Genomic DNA, 19,124 nt, shown 5'->3' with positions numbered 1-19,124 from the left:
ATCAATTTAAAAAGAAATAAAATGAAAAAATCATTTAAATATATATCTTATTTTATCCTATTTATTTTAGGGTTAAATATGACACTTACTTCGTGTACTGGCGACTTAGATGTGACGCCACGTGATAAAAACGAATTTTTATCTGAGACCTTTTTTCAGGATCCGTCTTCATACAAACAAGTATTAGCAAAATTATATGCAGGTTTGTATGTAGGAGGTAATGACGGAGATGGTAAACCGGATATCGCTGGGCTTGGTGGAGACTTTAGTAGTTATTTAAGATTGCTTTTTGTGGTACAGGAACTTCCTACTGACGAAGCAATTATTGGATGGGCTGATGGAACTTTACCAACTTTAAACACACAAAATTGGGCACCTGCGAATGAGTTTTTGGCTGGAACATATTCAAGAGCATTCTATGAAATTAGTGTTGCAAATGAATTTTTAAGACAAACTACAGACGAAAAGCTTAACGCAAGAGGTGTAGATGCTAACTTAAAAGCAGATATTGCAACTTTTAGAGCAGAAGCTCGTTTTTTAAGAGCATTTTCATACTATAATCTAATGGATTTGTTTGGAGGTGTGCCTATTACAACTGAAGCTGATCCTGTTGGATTATTTTATCCGGTACAAAGAACAAGAGCAGAAGTGTATACTTTTATTGAAGCTGAATTAAAAGACATGGATAACGGTTTGGCGGCTTCAAAAACAAACGAATATGGTAGAGTTGATAAAACTGCAGCTAAATTTTTATTGGCACAACTTTATTTAAATTCTAAAGTATATATAGGAGTAGAAAAAAATAATGAGGCAGCAACATTGTGCAACGAAATCATTACTTCTTCAGGATATACGTTTGCAAATGTTCCTTACCGATATTTATTCTCTGCAGATAATAATAGAAATGGAGCTCAAAGCGAATTTATTTTCCCAATCATTAGTGATGGTAATGCTATTAGAGCTGTAGGTGGCGGAATGAGTTTTATAATTCACGCTTCTATTGGTGGTAGTATGGACTCTGCTGATCAAGGTATGGATGGTGGATGGCAAGGTACCAGAACTCGTAAAGAGTTTGTGGCTCTTTTTCCTGACGCAACTGGTACAGGAGATAAAAGAGGAACGTTTTATACAGCTGGTCAATCATTAGATATTAATAATGTAGGAACTTTTACAGATGGTTATGCGGTAACGAAATTCATCAACGTTAACTCTGATGGATCAAAAGCACAAAGACCTGATGTTCCGGATACTGATTTCCCGATGTTTAGATTATCTGATGCTTATTTAATGTATGCTGAAGCTACAGTAAGAGGAGCTAGTACAGGAAATGTAGGTACGGCTGTAGGATATATTAATCAAATTAGAAATAGAGCAAAAACTACGCCTATCACTAATGGAGATTTAACTCTTGATTTCATTTTAGCAGAAAGAGGACGTGAATTATTTTGGGAATGTCACAGAAGAACAGATTTAATTCGTTTCGGGAAATTTACCGGAGGATCTAAAATTTGGCAATGGAAAGGTGGCGTTATGGCGGGTACATCGACTGAATCATTTAGAGATTTAATGCCAATTCCTGCAAGAAATATTCAGGCAAATCCAACATTGAAGCAAAATCCAGGATACTAACACCTTTATAAAACAGTAAAATGAAAAATATATATAAAATTTTAATCGCATTTATTGGTGTATTGGCGGTATCATGTAATGCTGATGCTGTAGATAACAGACCAATTGTTGATGGTGTTACAGCACCTGAAATAACTGCACCTGCAACAGGAAAAGAGTTTGTTTTGGATGTAGATCATGCTGCAGATGTAGCTGCTAAGTTTACTTGGTCAAAGGCAGTATATTCTGCTCCTGTCGTAGTAAACTATAAGTTGTTAATTGATAAAAAAGGAGGTGATTTTACAAAAGCAATCACTCTTGAAACAACTAACAATATTGCTGAAGTGTCAGTATTGGTTAAAGATTTAAATCAGGCAGCAATTGATCTTGGAGGACCAACAGACGTTGCGTCTCAGTTTGATGTAAAAGTTTCTTCTGATATTTCTGGAGGAGTTCCTCAAATATCTAAAGCTATTACAATAAGCGTAACTCCTTATGCAGGAAAATTGGCTTACAATTTTACAGATTGGTATTTAATTGGAGCTGCTGTAGATGGTGGTTGGGATAACAACGCTGACACGAAACATCAACCGATGTACAGAGACGGGAAAAATGCAGATTTGTATAAATTTACAGGTTTCTTTAAAGCCGGTAACTTTAAGTTGATTTCTGAAAAGGGAAGTTGGGCCTCTCAATTAGGTAAGGCGTCAAGTGATGCTATTGAAATAAACAGTAATGCAGGCGAATTTACAATTGCGGCTGATGGATATTATACTTTTCAATTTAACACAAAAGCATTGACTTATACATTAGTTACTTATGATGCTACTGCTGCAAAAACGAATGGAACAGTTGGAATTATCGGTGACAGTACCCCAAAAGGTTGGGATGCTTCTACACCTATGATAAAATCTACTTTTGATAAACATGCATGGAGCTTAGGAATCACTCCATTAAACGATGGAGGTCTTAAATTTAGAGCAAATGATAGTTGGGATGTTTCTTGGGGAGGAACCACTGCTTTTTCAGGGGGCGGTACCGGAGATAATGTTCCAGTAGAAAAATCTAAATATGTTATTTATTTCAATGATATAGACGGAAGCTATTTATTGATTCCAAATCAAGGATAGTTTTTTCTTGAAAATTAAAAGGGGCTATCTGTTAGGTAGCCCTTTTTTATACCAACTAACCAATCAACCAACCACATTATGAAAAAAACTTTACTATTATTTCTATTGCTGCTTTCTATTACAGTAAACGCACAACAAATAACAGTTTCGCCTGCTGTATTTCAGGTCGATGAACCTATTACAATTACCGCTTCGTTTGCATCAGCAACTTGTAATGAAATGGGAGCTAATCCTGCAAAAGTATATATGCACTCAGGAATCGGGTCAGAAGCAAATCCTTGGGCAACTGCAAAAGGAAATTGGGGCAACGATGACGGGATTGGATTAATGACGAATAACGGAAATGGTACCTGGAGTATTACGATTACGCCAAGTATTTATTTTGGACTTACTACTACACAACAAGCAGAAGCAACCAAAATGGGACTTGTGTTTAGAAACGCAAATGGTTCTCAGACATTAAAACAAGCACCATCTTGTTCCGATTTTTTTATAAAAGTGGGTTCCTTTCAGGTTAGCTTAACAGCGCCAATTGAAAACAGCGCCACAATTCTGGCTTCGGGTTCAAGTTTTACTATTACTGCAACAAATACAAACGGGGCAGCGAATTATTCTTTAAAATCAAACGGAAATATAATTAATGCGAATGCAGGAATTACAAGTTATTCGTTTTCTCATACTAATATTACAACCAATCAAACGTATGAATTAACGGTAACTCAGGGAGGAACAACAATTGTAAAAAAGTTTTCGGTTGTAGTAAATCCAAATACGGTTTCAGAAGCGATGCCAGAAGGTCTTGTTGACGGAATTAATTATAATCCAGCCGATTTTACAAAAGCAACTTTGGTTCTGGATGCTCCTTTAAAAGATTTTGTTTACGTTGCGGGAAGCTTTAATAATTGGCAGCCAACATCGGCGTATGCCATGAAAAAAGATCCTGTTTCCGGAAAATTTTGGTTAGAACTAAATGAATTAGTTTCGGGTGAGAATAATACCTATCAGTATTGGGTAGTTAAAAATAATCCAATTGCAAATTCACCTTCATTAGTAAAAACGGCAGATCCGTATTCGACATTGGTATTGTCTCCTTATGATGATCCTTCTATTCCATCGGCTTCTTATTCTAATATGCCCGTTTATCCGGTAGGACAAAATTTTGAAGTTACCGTTCTTAAAACCGGACAAGCGCCATACAATTGGCAAGTAACTAATTTTGCAAAACCAGAAAAAGAAAAGTTGGTTGTTTATGAAGTTTTGGTTCGCGATTTTGATGCGGCTAGAAACTTTCAAAGTTTAATCGATAAGATTGAATATTTTAAATCTCTAAAAATTAATGCAATCGAATTGATGCCGGTAATGGAGTTTGAAGGCAATGAAAGCTGGGGGTACAATACTTCATTTCACATGGCTTTGGATAAGTTTTACGGAACCTCTGATAAGTTAAAAGAACTTATTGATCTGTGCCACCAAAATGGAATTGCAGTTATTCTGGATGTAGCTTTAAATCACGCTTTCGGACGTAATCCGATGGTTAGAATGTGGATGAATGATCCTGATGGCGATGGTTTTGGTTCACCAACAGCTGAAAATCCGTATTTCAATACCGTTGCAAAACACAGTTATAGTGTTGGTGAAGATTTTAATCATCAATCATTAAAAACTCAATATTATGTAGATCGCGTTATCAAACAATGGATTGAAGAATATCATATTGATGGTTTCCGTTGGGATTTAACCAAAGGGTTTACACAGGCTTGTACTGCATCAGATGAAGCTTGTACGAATAAATACCAACAAGACAGGGTAGATATCTTAAAGAAATATGCTGATTATTCCTGGAGTCTTGATCCTGCTCATTATGCAATTTTTGAGCATTTAGGAAGTGATGCTGAAGAGAAAGAATGGGCAAATTACAGAGTTGCTGAAACGCCAAGTAAAGGAATTATGATGTGGGGTAAAATGACAGATCAATACAATCAATTGTCAATGGGATATGCTACAGATAGTGATATTTCAAGAATGGCGAGTTCTAGTCGTGGTTTTACAGCAAATCGTTTAATGGGTTATGCAGAAAGTCATGATGAAGAGCGTTTGATGTATAAAAATGTACAATACGGAGCTTCAAGTGGAACTTATAATGTAAAAACATTAAATACAGCTTTGTCAAGAATGTCTGCCATTGGAGCGGTTTCGCTATTGATTCCTGGACCAAAAATGATTTGGCATTTTGGAGAATTAGGATGGGAAAGTTCTATTTATACCTGTAGGGATGGTTCTGTAAATACAGATGGTGACGCTACTTCCGGAGATTGCAAATTAGATACAAAACCACAACCTCAATGGGTAAATAGTTGGTTAGGAGATTCAAATCGAAATAAAATTTATAGTGATTGGTCAAAAATGATTACACTAAAAATAAAAGAGCCTGTATTTTTAGGAACTTCTACTATTGCTAGTGCAAATTCATTGTCTGTAAACATAAAAATAAGTAATGATAATCTGGTATCGACACAATTAAAAGATGTCTTGATACTGGCCAATTTTGATGTTACCGCACAAAATGTAGCGACAGGTTTTAAGTATGCTGGGACTTGGTATAACTTAATGGATAATACCACTATAAATGTGACAGATGTAACTGCTGCTATAAATATTCCGGCTGGCGAATATAGAATCTATGGTAATAAACAAGCGAATTTGGCTATTGCAGATTTCGAGAAAGGAAATGCAGTTAACTTATACCCTAATCCGGTTTCGGATTATTTTACTCTAAATATAGCAACTGCTAAAGTTCAGGTTTATGCTATTTCCGGTCAGTTAGTAAAAAGTTTTAATGGCAATAAAAATTCAGATTTTCAATTTGGCGTAAGTGATTTAAAAACGGGGTTATATATAATTAAAACCACTGATGAAAATGGTAAAATTCAAGTAATGAAGTTTGTCAAAAAATAATTTAAAAAAATATACCTGATAAGGTAAAGATTTGGTTTTTGTTAGTAGTGCGAAAGGGTTGTCTGGAAACAGGCAGCCCTTTCCTTTTATAAAATAGTGCTACTTCTTTTTATTATATTCCCCGATCACAGCAAAATATCCAAAAGTTCCCAATCCTAAAACGATTAGAGGTGTAAGGATAAAAAGGATGATGATTCCAAATACCAGATCATCCTGTTTGTCTGATAAGAGTTTAGGTAAGCCAAATTCAAATACGCAAAAATAAGCCGCTGCAACCGCAAGTATAATCCATAAAACACCTAAAATTTGTTTGATCGCATTCATAAGTTAATAATATTAAAGGTGATTCGTTTTGTTTTTATTATCGATATAAATCATTCCAATTACAAAGCAGACTGAAGCAATGATAATAGGATACCAAAGTCCGTCGAGATAATAATCAGGTTTTCCGGCTTCTTTTGCATGTGTTACAAAGTAAGTAGAAATAGCAGGAAGTAAACCTCCAAAAATACCATTCCCGACATGATACGGTAATGACATCGAAGTATATCTGATTTTAGTTGGAAACATTTCTACTAAAAAAGCTGCGATTGGACCATAAACCGTTGTAACAAATAAAACCTGAATAAAAACTAAAAATATTAATGTCCATTCGTCGGCTGAATTGATATGGATCGAAATGCTGCTTTGAGATTCTTTTTTATTTGCAAAATCTGTCTTCTTTTCGATATACGAAGTTCCGTCAGTATAGGTTTTTGAAATTGAAGTTATTAGGTCATTGTTTTTATTTGTTACAACAGACTGATTTGTTTTTTCTACAATTTCAGTTTTGTAACTTACATCTGTAGTCGTATACATCATTTTATAGATTGGTCTGTAAAACAAAATAGCCAGTAACATTCCGCTCATCATAATATACTTTCTTCCGATTTTATCACTTAGCCATCCAAAAACAATAAAAAATGGAGTTCCTATTAATAATGCAATTCCCAATAATCCATCGACTTGCGAAGAATCAACATTCATTACGGTTTTCATAAAGCTCATGGCATAAAACTGCCCGGTGTACCAAACAACGCCTTGTCCCATTGTAGCACCAAATAAGGCCAGTAACACAAATTTCAGGTTATACCGGTTCCCAAAGCTTTCTTTTAACGGATTTTTGCTTGTAGTGCCTTCTTTTTTCGCTTTAGCAAATACAGGAGATTCATCCATGTTTTTACGAATTAGATATGAAACACCTACCATTACAATAGAAACCCAAAACGGGACGCGCCATCCCCAGGAATCAAAGTCTTCAGGAGAAAGTACGTTTTTTGTTGCTAAGATCACCATCAAAGAAATAAATAAACCAACCGTTGCCGTGGTTTGAATCCACGATGTCCAATATCCTTTTTGTCCTACAGGAGCATGTTCAGCCACATACGTAGCTGCTCCGCCATATTCTCCGCCCAGAGCAAGTCCTTGTAGTAAACGCAAAATTAAAACTAACAAAGGAGCTATGAAGCCAATAGTTTCGTAACTCGGAATACAGCCTATCAAAAAAGTTGATCCTCCCATTAATAATAAAGTAGCCATAAAAGTATATTTACGACCAATGATATCACCAAGCCTTCCGAAGAATAATGCACCAAAAGGACGTACTACAAATCCGGCTGCAAAAGTGGCTAAAGTTGATAAAAATGCCGCGGTTGGATTATCGCTAGGAAAGAATTTTGTTGAAATTACGACGGCTAAACTCCCGAAAATATAGAAATCATACCATTCAATCATGGTACCCATTGAGGAGGCTGAAATTACTTTCCAGATGCCTTTTGTAGAAGTTTTGCTCATAAAATAACTTTGTGTACTTGGGGGTAAAATAAAAGTATTAAATATTTTTTTACGAATATAAAAGATAATTTTTTATTTATTTGATACTTTTTTAACAAAATATATTTATTTGTTGATGTTGCAGGATTTAACTTAAAAGGAAGGAATGATAGGACAGGAAAAGTTTAGCCGCAGTTGTAAAGTAATAAACACACAAGTTCGCAAAATTTTGTTGACCTAGCTTTGCAAACTTGTATTTTCTAAATGGTCTATGAGGTGGAAATCTTAGCGAACTTTGCGGTTAAATTTTTTTAAAGTTAAAATTTTCAGAAAAATATTAAAAACAAAAAACCCGAATATTTCTATTCGGGTTTTAACGGTGGTGCCTCCAGGGATCGAACCAGGGACACATGGATTTTCAGTCCATTGCTCTACCATCTGAGCTAAGGCACCGTGCTGATTGCGGGTGCAAATATAGAATCATTTTTCGTTTATCCAAAACATTTTTTAAAAAAAATCAATTCGTATCTTTGCATTTATAAAAATGTAAAGATGATTCTAACTGTCGATGTTGGTAATACCCGAATTAAAGCTGCTGTCTTTGAGGGTACTACTGCTCTTGAAAATTTTGTTTTTGAGAAAAATGAGCTTGAAAAAGAAATTGCAAAAATTTTAAAAAAATTTCAAAATTGCTCTGATTTGGTTGTCGCTTCGGTTGGAAATATCGAAAAGCAATCTTTTTTGGCTTTCGAAAAGGAGTTAAATATTCATTTTTTAACTCATGAAGATGCTTTTCCTTTTGTAAATAAGTATGCAACTCCAAAAACTTTAGGAATAGACAGGATGGTTTTGGCTTCCGGGGCTACTTTACAATTTCCGAAACAGAATAGATTGGTGATCGATGCAGGAACTTGCATTACCTACGATTTCATCGACGAAAATGACAATTATTTGGGTGGAGCAATTTCTCCGGGCCTAAGATTACGTTATGAATCTTTGCATAACTATACGGCTAAGTTGCCTTTACTGACTTTCGAATTGCCGGAACTATATATAGGAAACTCAACAATGCAGGCCATTCATTCCGGAGTTGTAAACGGGTTCGTCTATGAGATTGATGGTTTTATCGATGAATATCGGGCAAACTTTTCAAATTTTATAATAATTTTAACGGGAGGAGATGCAGTTTTTTTGGCTAAACGATTAAAAAATACCATATTTGCCAATTCAAATTTCCTTTTAGAAAGTTTGAACCAAACATTTCAATATAAAATCGACAATGATTAAAAAAATTATAGTAAGCGCTTGTTTGCTTATCTCGTTCGTTTCATTTGCTCAACAGGGTACTGCTTCACCTTATTCTTTTTTCGGAATTGGTGATGTGAGATTTAAAGGAACTCTTGAAAATAGGTCTATGGCAGGAGTTTCGGTAGAGCAGGACAGTATCCATTTGAATATTGAAAATCCATCAAGTTATGCTAGTTTAAGACAAACTACTTTTACAGTTGGAGGAACTTTTGGAAGTTCAACACTAAAAACGACTGAAGAATCTGCAAAAGCACAAAGAGCTACTTATGATTATTTAGCAGTAGGAATTCCGATGGGGAAATTTGGAGCTGCATTTGGTTTGGTTCCGGTAACATCAGTTGGTTATAAAATACAAAACGATAATACAGGAACAGATGGTGCGACAAGTACGCAACTTCAGGGAACCGGTGGTGTTAATAAAGTGTTTTTAGGTGCAGGATATAAAATTACGCCTAAGTGGAATATTGGAGCTGATGCGCAGTATAACTTTGGTAAAATTACCACTACAAGTATAGAGCTTGTTACAGGAGTTCAAAATGCAACTAAAGAGACGAATGCTTCTGAATTATCCGGTGTTAGTTTTAATATCGGTACCATGTATCAAACGAAGATTAATAAAAAACTAAGTTTATTTACGAGTTTGAATTATACTTTCGCAAGTACACTGAATTCAAATAGTACAAGAGTTATTGCAGTAGATGGTGACCCCAATCCTTACGAAGTTCCTGCGCATGAAGATGATTTAAAATTGCCTAATAAAATTACATTTGGTGCAGGTATTGGTCAGCCAAGGAAATGGCTTGTAGGTAGTACAGTTGCTTTTCAGGGTAACGGACAACTTGCCAATTATTATAATGCAGCAGATAATGTTCGTTATGAAAAATATCAAAAATATGCAGTAGGTGGATATTATATTCCTAATTATGCTTCTTTTACCAGCTATTTAAGCAGGATCACATACAGAGCCGGATTGAAATATGAGAAACTTGGTCTGATTGTGAATAATGAATCAATCAACGACCTTGGAATGACTTTAGGTGCCGGAATTCCTTTAGGTAGTGGAACTTTTTCAAATGTAAACGTTGGTTTGGAGTTTGGAAAAAGAGGTACCACGTCTGCGAATTTAGTTCAGGAGAATTATTTCAACTTTAGTTTGAGTTTCTCTTTTAATGACAGATGGTTCGTGAAAAGTAAATTCAACTAAGCGCAAGCTTTTATGTTTTTCTAAGCTCATTACAATTTACTACATTTGGCAAATGAATTTACCAAAGAGATATATTATAGCCGTTGTCACAGTTTTTACTGTGACACTGTTTTTTGGATGCGAAAGTAATTTTAAAGAAGTTCAAAAAATTAACTTCTCAGAGTTTGTTCCGGGAAGTGATGCGGATACTGTTAATATCAAATACACCGATTCCGGAATGATTACTGCGGTTTTAAAAAGTCCTAAAATGTTAGATTATTCTAATTTGGATTTTCCTTTTACCGAATTCCCAAAGGGAATTGATGTTACGTTATACGATAAAAAACAAAAACGTACTTTTATAGTATCAAATTATGCGGTTTCATATAAACCAACCAGCATAATAGATTTGCAGGGAAAAGTTAAAATTACATCAGAAACGGGACAGATGCTTGAAACCGAACAGTTGTTTTTTGATCAGAAAAACGAATGGTTTTATACTGAAAGGAAGTTTAAGCTTACAGATGCAAAAGGAGTTTCCTATGGTCAGGGAATAGATTTTAGTAAAGATTTTAAAGTGATTAATTCACAGCGTGTAAGCGGTGAAATAGAATCAGACGAAAAAATATAATTATGGGCATTTTAAAATATACACAATATCTTTATTTATTAATTGCAGCTGCTTTCATTTTTGATGGATTTACCAAGCTAAATTCATCTGAAAATCCGTGGTTAAGCTTTATAATTGCAGGCGTAAGTGTTTTTATGTTTTTCTTCAGAAGAAAATACGCCAAGAAATTTGATGACCATTACAAAAAAAAGTAAAAAATGGAAATGAGTATTATAATACTATGTTTAGTACTATCAGCCTTTTTTTCAGGAATGGAGATAGCTTTTGTTTCCTCTAATAAAATTTATCTGGAGATCGAAAAGAAACAAGATAATTTTTTATCACAAATCCTTACCAAACTTACTGAGAATCCTTCGAAATTTATTGCTGCAATGCTTATTGGTAACAATGTAGCATTAGTTGTATATGGTTTTTTTATGGGGGATTTAATTCTAAAATGTATTGTCAATTTAGGATTCCATTTTTCTGACTTAACCAGTTTATTGGTGCAGACTGTAATTTCAACCTTTTTAGTTTTAATAACGGCAGAGTTTTTTCCCAAGGTTTTCTTTCAGATTTACGCCAATTCATTGATTAAGTTTTTTGCCATTCCGGCCTATTTGTTTTACAGATTGTTTTATTATATCTCTACCTTTTTTATCTGGATTTCTGATTTTATACTGCGAAAGTTTTTAAAAACAGAAGGAGATCAGGTGCAGTTGTATTTTAGTAAAATAGAGTTGGGGAATTACATTACAGAACAAATGAACTCTGTTGAAGACGATGAAGAAGTAGATTCGGAGATTCAGATTTTTCAGAATGCATTAGAATTTTCAGGCGTAAAAGCGCGTGATATTATGACACCTCGTACGGAAATAGTGGATATTGATTTGTTTGATAGTATTACAGATCTTAAAGAGTTGTTTATTGAGACAGGCTATTCGAAAATAATGGTAAGTCAAAACTCTGTCGATGACATTGTGGGTTATGTGCATTCATTTGATTTGTTTAAAAAACCAAAAACCATAAAATCAGTTTTAATGACTGTGGAGTTTGTTCCGCAAACCATTTTGATCAAAGATGCGTTGAATTTACTGATCAAGAAAAGAAAAAATGTAGCGGTTGTTTTAGATGAATACGGAGGGACTTCCGGAATAATTACAATAGAAGATATAGTAGAGGAGCTTTTTGGAGAGATCGAAGATGAGCATGATTCAGACGAAGAGTTAATTGAGCAGGAGTTAGGTGAAGGGAAATATTTGTTTTCTACCAGATTAGATGTCGAGTATTTAAATGAAACTTATAAGTTGGCAATTCCTGAAGAGGATTCTTACGGAACTTTAGGTGGTTTTATTGTGAATTCTACCAAAGAAATCCCTCAAAAAGGGGATGAAATAGTGATTGACAACTATTATTTCGTGATTGAAGCGGCTACAAATAAGAAGATCGAATTGGTTAAATTGACAATAAAAGAGTGATTTTTTAAATTAATAAAAAAAATTGTGTAAAATAAAACGCTAGTTGTATTGTTATTAACTAGATAATTGTATTTTCGCAAACTGAATATAAAATTAACGATAATAAAAATGGCAGTTTTAGCAAAAATTAGACAGCGTTCCGCTTTATTGATAGGAGTTATTGCACTTGCATTATTTGCATTTATAATACAAGACCTTTTCACTAGAGGAAGTTTCGGTCAAAGTTCGAAAGATGTAGGAAGCATCGACGGAAAAGATATTTCATTTGAAGACTTTAGAGTTAAAGTTAGTAATGTTGAAAAAAGTGGACAAGGAATTACTTCCACTGAAGCTGCAAACAGAGTTTGGGACCAAGAGGTTTCAATCGCATTATTATCAGCTCAATTTGATAAATTAGGATTAAGAGTTGGTGAAAAACACTTACTTGAAGTTTTAAAATCAGATCCGAATATTGGTAAAAATCCAATGTTTTTAAACGCAGCTGGTGGTTTTGATGTTGTAAAATTTAAAGAGTACTTTAAAGCAAATCCTGAAGCAGCACAATATATTGCTGAAAAAGAAAAAGATGCTGAATTAAATGCAAAATTTCAAATCTACAGTACATTAGTTAAAGCAGGTCTTTATACTACAGCTAGTGAAGGAAAATTGAAATATGAAATGGAAGCGAACAAAGTAAACTTTGCTTATGTTGCTGCACTATATTCTTCTATTAAAGATAGCGAAGTAAAAATTTCTGATTCAGAAATTGTAGATTATATGAAGAAAAACGAGAAGAAATTCAAAGCGGATGCAACTCGTGAAATTCAATATGTTTTAGTAGAAGACAAAGCTTCAAAAGAAGATGAAGCTGAAATCAAAGCTAAAATCACGGCTTTACTAAACGGTAGAGTAGAATATAACGCAAAAACAGGTAAAAATGATACTTTGCCAGGTTTTAGAAATGCAACTAACATTGCTGAATTTGTAAATGCAAATTCTGATGTTCCTTACGATTCTACTTATGTAGCTAAGAATGCTTTACCAGCTGTTGATGCTGATAAATTATTCAGTTTAGCACCGGGTCAAATTTATGGACCATATGTTTTTGGAAGATATTATGCTATTTCTAAATCTTTAGGATTTAAAGCAGGTGTTAATGCAAAAGCAAGTCATATTTTAATTGGTTATGAAGGATCTCAAACTCCAAACCAAAAAGAAAAAAGAACAAAAGAAGAGGCTAAAGCTAAAGCAGAAGAAATTCTTGCTCAGGTTCAGGCAAACCCGGATAGTTTCATGATGTTGGCATTTACAAGTTCTGATGATTCATCTGCACAACAAGGTGGTGATTTAGGGTATTTTGGTCCAAACCAAATGGTAAAACCATTCAATGATTTTGTATTCAGTAACGGAATTGGAAAAGTTGGTTTAGTTGAAACTCCTTTTGGATTTCACATTATCAAAATTACAGATAAACAAGACGGAATTCGTTTAGCTACAATTGCTCAGAAAATCGAGCCTTCTGAAGCTACTTCTGATAAAGTGTTTACATTGGCAACTAAATTTGAAATGGATGCTGCAGGTAAAGATTTTAATGCTACAGCAAAAGAGCTAGGTTTAAAAGTGGCTCCTCCTGTAACTGCAAAAGCAATGGATGAAGCGTTTGGTCCTCTAGGAAATCAACGTAACATCATCAGATGGGCTTATGATAAAGAAACGAGCGTTGGAGATGTAAAACGTTTTGAAATCGCTAATATTGGTCACGTAATTGCTCAGTACAAAAGCGAAAACAAATCAGGTTTAGTATCTGTAACAGTAGCAAGACCATATGTAGAGTCTATCTTGAAAAACAAGAAAAAAGCTGAAATCCTTAAAGCAAAAATGACAGGTTCTACTATCGAAGCTGTTGCTAAAAGTGCTGGTGTAGCAGTTCAGCAAGCAGCTGATGTTACTATGGATAACCCGGTTTTACCTGGTGGAGTTGGGCAAGAGCCAAAAGTTGTTGGTAATGCATTTGCATTAACTGCAAATAAAATTTCTGCTCCAATTGAAGGAAATACAGGAGTATATGTTGTAAAAAACATTAGTACTGTAAAAGCACCTGCAATTGCTAATCACGCTGAGTATGTTGCTAAAATAAAAGCACAAAGTGCATCTGATGCAAGTAGAATTTTGCCAGCTTTGAAAAGCAATGCTAAAATTGAAGATAACAGATTACAATTTAACTACTAGTTTTTAGTAGATAAAGGTTTAAATATAAAACCCGAAACGTTCTAATAGAATGTTTCGGGTTTTTTTATGGATTATTTTTGTGAGTTGATTTTCTCTTCAGGGTTTTGAAAATTTGAAAGACCTGCCTAAGTTAGTATCATTTCATTGTAAGGAAGAATGGTTTCGTATCCCTTTGAAGTGAAATAGCTTGTTGGGTTTTCTTTTGAAATTACCATTACAAAATCTCCTCCCCAGGCGCCAAGACTTTTAATTGTTCCATTAAAATCCTGGAAAGCAGTTTCTTTAATAGTTTTTGTTTTTAGGACATTGCTCAAGTGTATTTCATGCTTTTCCAGAGCACTGGTAAATTCTTTTAACGTTCTTGCATTTATAACTGCTTCGGTAATTTTATTATTGTCAATAATAGTATCCGCTAAATTTTGATTTTTGTTGTTGTAATAAGCGTTTATTGCCGCTTTGCTATTTTGCTTTTTATTAAGGTAAACGAAATAAATGTTTTGGATAAAATCCGGATTAAAGCTTATCGTTTCTACTACAGGTAAGTTCTCTTCTAAACGATATATAATAGGAGTGTTGTTTTGTGCACAGGCTATGTCGTATCCACTTCCTCCAAAGCTGTTTTTAAGAAGTGTAAAAGCATCAATTTTAGTCCATTGAGCGATATTGTTTAATAAAGTAGAGGAGGTACCCAGTCCCCAGTTTTTCGGGAATGTAAGTTGTGTACTGATTGTGTATCCTTCTGATTTATTAATAAAATCAGGGTTTAAAAGGTAAGCTTCGTGTAAAATCTGTACCAAAGTTGCTTTCACAGTTTCGGTTTTTGTAACTGTATTATGGATGATTTCGGTAAAAGAAAGTGTGTCTTCGTACCAAAGATGTGCATCAAAATCATAGCTCTTCCATTGAATTTCATGGTTGGAACCGTTTTCTACAATTAAGTTTTGTCCAAATTTTGTGGGTAATGCAAAAGCTCTGGCGCCATCTAAAACTAAATATTCGCCTGTAATTAGGAGCTTTCCGTTACTGTAAAAGGTTGTTTTCATGCTTCAATTTTAAAATAAATTCCAATATTTTAAATTCTAAATTCCAATTATCGTTGGGATTTGGGACTTTATTCTAAAACTAGAACGTTTGGAATTTATAAGTCAGGTTATTTTCTTAAATTCTCAATAAATTCAACTACAGCAGCGTGTGAAACAGCATTTTTCTTAAAGTAGGACTTAATTAAATGACGCTCATCTTCTGTGGCTTCAAATTGGTTAATAATATTGTTTAGATGCATTTTCATGTGTCCTTCCTGAATTCCGGTTGTGGTTAACGAACGCAATGCAGCAAAGTTTTGTGCTAAACCTGCAACTGCCACAATCTGCATGAGTTCTTGCGCACAAGGTTTTTCGAGTATTTCGAAACAAAGTCTGACTAATGGGTGCAAAGAGGTTAATCCTCCAACGGTTCCCAGGGCTAATGGAATTTCGAGCCAGAAAGTAAAAATCCCGTTCTCGATTTTAGCATGAGACAAACTTGAATATTGACCATTTTTTGCAGCATAGGCATGAACTCCGGCTTCGACTGCCCTAAAATCATTTCCGGTTGCCAGAATAACAGCGTCAACCCCATTCATAATTCCTTTATTGTGGGTTACGGCTCTAAAAGGTTCTACCTCGGCAATTTGAACAGCTTGTACAAAACGTTCCGCGAATTCTTGTGGATTTGGAATGTGTTTTTCGCTTAAATCTTCAATAGGGCAAGAAACTTCGGCTCTAACGATGCAGTTTGGTACATAGTTAGAAAGAATGCTCATGATGACTTTTAAAGTTTCATTCTCTGAAAATAAATCAGAATTTTGAAATTCATCTTTTAAAGTAGTAGCAAACTGTTCCAGACATGAATTAATAAAGTTGGCTCCCATGCTGTCTTTGGTTTCGAAAGTAGCATGAAGTTGAAAATAATTTTCAAGTAAACTTCTTTTGTCTTTTAGTTTTATGTCTAAAATTCCACCACCACGTTGTTGCATGTTTTTGGTAATACTTTGTGTGTCAGAGAAAAATTTAGGTTTTATCTGGTCAAAGAAAGATTGTAGTTTTTCTGTGTCTCCATTGTAGGTAAAGTGTACCTGGCCAATTTTTTGTGTATCGATTACGGTTGCTTTAAAACCTCCTCTTGTTGACCAGTATTTTGCTGATTTTGAGGCGGCTGCCACTACTGAACTCTCCTCAATTGCCATTGGAATGGTTTTATGCTGCCCGTTGATTAAAAAATTAGGGGCAACTCCAAGAGGGATATATAAATTTGTAATTGTATTTTCTATGAATTCGTCATGCAATTGTTGCAGCTTTTTGTCTGAATTCCAGTAATTTCTTATAATATTTAGCGCTTCTTCAGGCTTTGAAAAATAGGTATTGGCGATCCAGTTTATTTTTTCTTTTTTGGATAATTTAGAAAATCCGGCAACAGCGTTGTTCATTCTCAGTATTTTAAATAATATAGTTGAGGCAAAGATACCATTTTAAGAGTTTTGTTTACTATGTATTTGAAATTTGGAAAATACGCAAACGTTATTTTTTTTAACATTTAACACTTAAAATGTGTATTATGTTCATTTTTTTTACTAAAATTGGGCTCTTTTTTATATTTAAAATAATTCTAATGAATACAAGTAAAATTACTGTAATACTTTTATTTTTAGTTGCTACTGTTTTTGGTCAACAAAAGATTACTGTCGAGAATATTTATAGCGGAGCGTTTCGTGCAAAAGGTATGGATGAGTTGCAATCGCTTAAAAATACAGATCAATATACGGTTTTAAATGTAGATCAGGCGAGTAGAAGTATGCAGATTGATTTGTATGATTTTGCTACCTTAAAAAAAGTATCGAATCTAATTGATACTAAAAATCATGAAGCACTTGCTGATGGTATTGACAGTTATACTTTTGATGCTTCTGAAAAAAAGATTCTAATTGCTTGTAATTCAAATAAGATCTTCCGTCACTCTTTTACAGCAGATTATTTTCTGTATGATATAACGACTAAATCATTATCGAAACTTTTTAATTTTCAGATTCAGGAGCCTACGTTTTCTCCTGATGGAACTAAAATTGCGTATGCGAAAGAAAACAATTTGTATGTTTATGATTTAGCTTCTAAAAAAACAACTACTGTTACAACTGATGGAAAGAAAAATGCAATCATTAATGGTATTACAGATTGGGTTTATGAAGAAGAATTTGCTTTTGTCCGGGCTTTTGACTGGAGTAAGGACAGTAAAAAACTAGCTTATATTCGTTTTGATGAAAGTCAGGTTCCTGAGTTTTCAATGTCGATGTTTCATAAAGATCTGTATCCAACAATTGAAACGTTTAAGTATCCTAAAGCGGGAGAGAAAAACTCGGAAGTTTCATTGCATATATTTGATGTAACAAGTAATACTGCTAAAAAAGTTGATTTAGGAAATTATAAGGATTTTTATATTGCAAGATTACAATGGACAAATGATAACAATGTATTATCGGCTCAGGTTTTAAACCGCCACCAGGATAATCTTGATTTATTATTTGTTGACGGAACTACAGCTACTGCAAAAGTAGTTTTGAATGAAAAAGACAAAGCATATGTCGATGTTACAGACAATTTGACTTTCTTAAAAGATAATAGTTTTATCTGGACAAGCGAAAAAGACGGTTTTAACCATATTTATGTATATGATAAAACGGGAAAGCTCAAAAATCAGGTTACAAAAGGAAACTGGGAAGTAACTTTATACTACGGTTTCGACGAAAAAACAAAAACTGTTTTCTATCAATCTACAGAAAATGGTTCAATCAACAGAGATATCTATCGAATTGCTTTAGACGGAAAAAATAAAGTACGTTTAACTTCTAAAGTTGGGACTAGTGCGGCAACTTTTAGCCCTAATTTCCAATTCTTTATCAATACTTTTTCTAGTAATTTACAGCCTACGACTTATACTTTGAATGAGGCAAAAAACGGAAAAGAGATTAAGGTTATCGAAAATAATCAGGATCTTGCTAATAAATTAGCAGGCTACAATTTACCGGCAAAAGAATTTTTTGTTTTAAAAACAGCGAAAGGAAACGAATTGAATGCGTGGATTTTAAAACCAAAAGATTTTGATTCTTCTAAAAAATATCCCGTTTTCATGTACCAGTATTCCGGTCCGGGATCTCAACAGGTAAATAACGATTGGAACAATAGTGATGATTACTGGTTTTTGTCGCTTACACAACAAGGTTATATTGTAGCTTGTGTAGACGGTAGAGGAACAGGTTTTAAAGGTGCTGATTTCAAAAAAGTAACTCAAAAGGAATTAGGAAAATACGAAGTAGAAGATCAAATCGATGCTGCTAAAGTAATTGGTAATTATCCTTATGTTGATGCTTCGAGAATTGGAATTTTCGGGTGGAGTTTTGGTGGATTTATGGCTTCGAACTGTATTTTTCAGGGCAATGATGTTTTCAAAATGGCAATTGCGGTTGCTCCGGTAACCAACTGGCGTTTTTATGATAGCGTTTATACAGAAAGATACATGCAGACCCCTCAGGAAAATGCGAGCGGTTATGATCAGAACTCTCCAATCAATCATGTTGGTAAGCTGAAAGGTAAGTTTTTATTGATTCACGGTTCGGGCGATGACAATGTTCATGTGCAGAACTCTATGCAAATGATGGAAGCATTAATTCAGGCGAATAAACAATTTGATTCTCAGATATATCCCGATAAAAACCACGGTATTTATGGTGGTGCAACAAGAATTCAGCTTTATAATAAAATGACTAACTTTATCAAAGAAAATTTATAATCTAAAACTTTAAA

14 protein-coding genes and 1 tRNA gene are annotated in these 19,124 nt (G+C 34.2%); 10 read left to right on the top strand and 5 right to left on the bottom strand.

Annotation, left to right across the window (positions count from 1 at the left end):
* Positions 1-21 precede the first annotated feature (21 nt).
* The 3 genes from ACQY44_RS10785 to ACQY44_RS10775 all read left to right on the top strand — a co-directional run bounded on the left by ACQY44_RS10785 (position 22) and on the right by ACQY44_RS10775 (position 5,693).
* Positions 22-1,629: a RagB/SusD family nutrient uptake outer membrane protein gene (locus ACQY44_RS10785; protein WP_428230362.1), complete on the top strand. Its 1,608-nt coding sequence runs from the start codon at positions 22-24 to the stop codon at positions 1,627-1,629.
* Positions 1,630-1,649: 20 nt separating this feature from the next.
* The gene (locus tag ACQY44_RS10780; protein WP_428230361.1) at positions 1,650-2,738 is read left to right on the top strand and encodes a SusE domain-containing protein; all 1,089 of its coding nucleotides are present in this window, start codon (positions 1,650-1,652) and stop codon (positions 2,736-2,738) included.
* A gap of 78 nt (positions 2,739-2,816) precedes the next feature.
* Positions 2,817-5,693, top strand: a complete 2,877-nt coding sequence (locus ACQY44_RS10775; protein WP_428230360.1) for an alpha-amylase family glycosyl hydrolase — start codon at positions 2,817-2,819, stop codon at positions 5,691-5,693.
* A 99-nt stretch (positions 5,694-5,792) separates the two neighbouring features.
* Here ACQY44_RS10775 and ACQY44_RS10770 read toward each other — a convergent pair whose 3' ends face one another.
* From ACQY44_RS10770 to ACQY44_RS10760, 3 genes are all read right to left on the bottom strand, one after another.
* Positions 5,793-6,017, bottom strand: coding sequence for a DUF6814 family protein (locus tag ACQY44_RS10770; protein ID WP_428230359.1), 225 nt, complete (start codon positions 6,015-6,017; stop codon positions 5,793-5,795).
* Between the two features lie 12 nt (positions 6,018-6,029).
* Positions 6,030-7,526 (bottom strand): MFS transporter, encoded by a 1,497-nt coding sequence (locus ACQY44_RS10765; protein ID WP_428230358.1) that lies wholly within the window; start codon positions 7,524-7,526, stop codon positions 6,030-6,032.
* A gap of 359 nt (positions 7,527-7,885) precedes the next feature.
* Positions 7,886-7,958 (bottom strand) — tRNA-Phe (locus tag ACQY44_RS10760).
* 99 nt (positions 7,959-8,057) lie between these two features.
* Between ACQY44_RS10760 and ACQY44_RS10755 the strand changes: the two genes are divergently transcribed.
* The 6 genes from ACQY44_RS10755 (at position 8,058) to ACQY44_RS10730 (ending at position 14,292) form a co-directional block, all read left to right on the top strand.
* Entirely contained in the window at positions 8,058-8,792 is a 735-nt protein-coding gene (locus ACQY44_RS10755; RefSeq protein ID WP_428230357.1) for a type III pantothenate kinase, read from the top strand.
* On the top strand, positions 8,785-10,017 hold the full coding sequence (locus ACQY44_RS10750; RefSeq protein WP_428230356.1) for a hypothetical protein: 1,233 nt from the start codon (positions 8,785-8,787) through the stop codon (positions 10,015-10,017). The genes ACQY44_RS10755 and ACQY44_RS10750 overlap by 8 nt, the downstream gene beginning before the upstream one ends.
* 52 nt (positions 10,018-10,069) lie before the next feature.
* Positions 10,070-10,627, top strand: coding sequence for an LPS export ABC transporter periplasmic protein LptC (gene lptC, locus ACQY44_RS10745; protein ID WP_428230355.1), 558 nt, complete (start codon positions 10,070-10,072; stop codon positions 10,625-10,627).
* A 2-nt stretch (positions 10,628-10,629) separates the two neighbouring features.
* A complete protein-coding gene (locus ACQY44_RS10740) occupies positions 10,630-10,821 on the top strand; it encodes a hypothetical protein (RefSeq protein WP_428230354.1) in 192 nt (63 codons plus the stop codon).
* A gap of 3 nt (positions 10,822-10,824) precedes the next feature.
* Positions 10,825-12,084 carry a hemolysin family protein gene (locus ACQY44_RS10735; RefSeq protein ID WP_428230353.1) on the top strand — a complete coding sequence of 420 codons (1,260 nt, stop codon included), beginning with the start codon at positions 10,825-10,827 and terminating at the stop codon, positions 12,082-12,084.
* A 108-nt stretch (positions 12,085-12,192) separates the two neighbouring features.
* On the top strand, positions 12,193-14,292 hold the full coding sequence (locus ACQY44_RS10730; protein WP_428230352.1) for a peptidylprolyl isomerase: 2,100 nt from the start codon (positions 12,193-12,195) through the stop codon (positions 14,290-14,292).
* A 125-nt stretch (positions 14,293-14,417) separates the two neighbouring features.
* Here the strand turns inward: ACQY44_RS10730 and ACQY44_RS10725 are convergent, their stop codons facing one another.
* Together ACQY44_RS10725 and ACQY44_RS10720 are read right to left on the bottom strand one after the other, a co-directional pair.
* Entirely contained in the window at positions 14,418-15,335 is a 918-nt protein-coding gene (locus ACQY44_RS10725) for a GYDIA family GHMP kinase (protein WP_428230351.1), read from the bottom strand.
* A 107-nt stretch (positions 15,336-15,442) separates the two neighbouring features.
* Positions 15,443-16,756, bottom strand: a complete 1,314-nt coding sequence (locus ACQY44_RS10720; protein WP_428230350.1) for a hydroxymethylglutaryl-CoA reductase, degradative — start codon at positions 16,754-16,756, stop codon at positions 15,443-15,445.
* A 182-nt stretch (positions 16,757-16,938) separates the two neighbouring features.
* Between ACQY44_RS10720 and ACQY44_RS10715 the strand changes: the two genes are divergently transcribed.
* Positions 16,939-19,110, top strand: a complete 2,172-nt coding sequence (locus ACQY44_RS10715) for a S9 family peptidase (RefSeq protein ID WP_428230349.1) — start codon at positions 16,939-16,941, stop codon at positions 19,108-19,110.
* Positions 19,111-19,124: the final 14 nt, after the last annotated feature.

Source organism: Flavobacterium sp., from assembly GCF_965277525.1.
Lineage (GTDB): Bacteria > Bacteroidota > Bacteroidia > Flavobacteriales > Flavobacteriaceae > Flavobacterium.
This window is presented reverse-complemented; position numbering and strand designations above follow the sequence as displayed.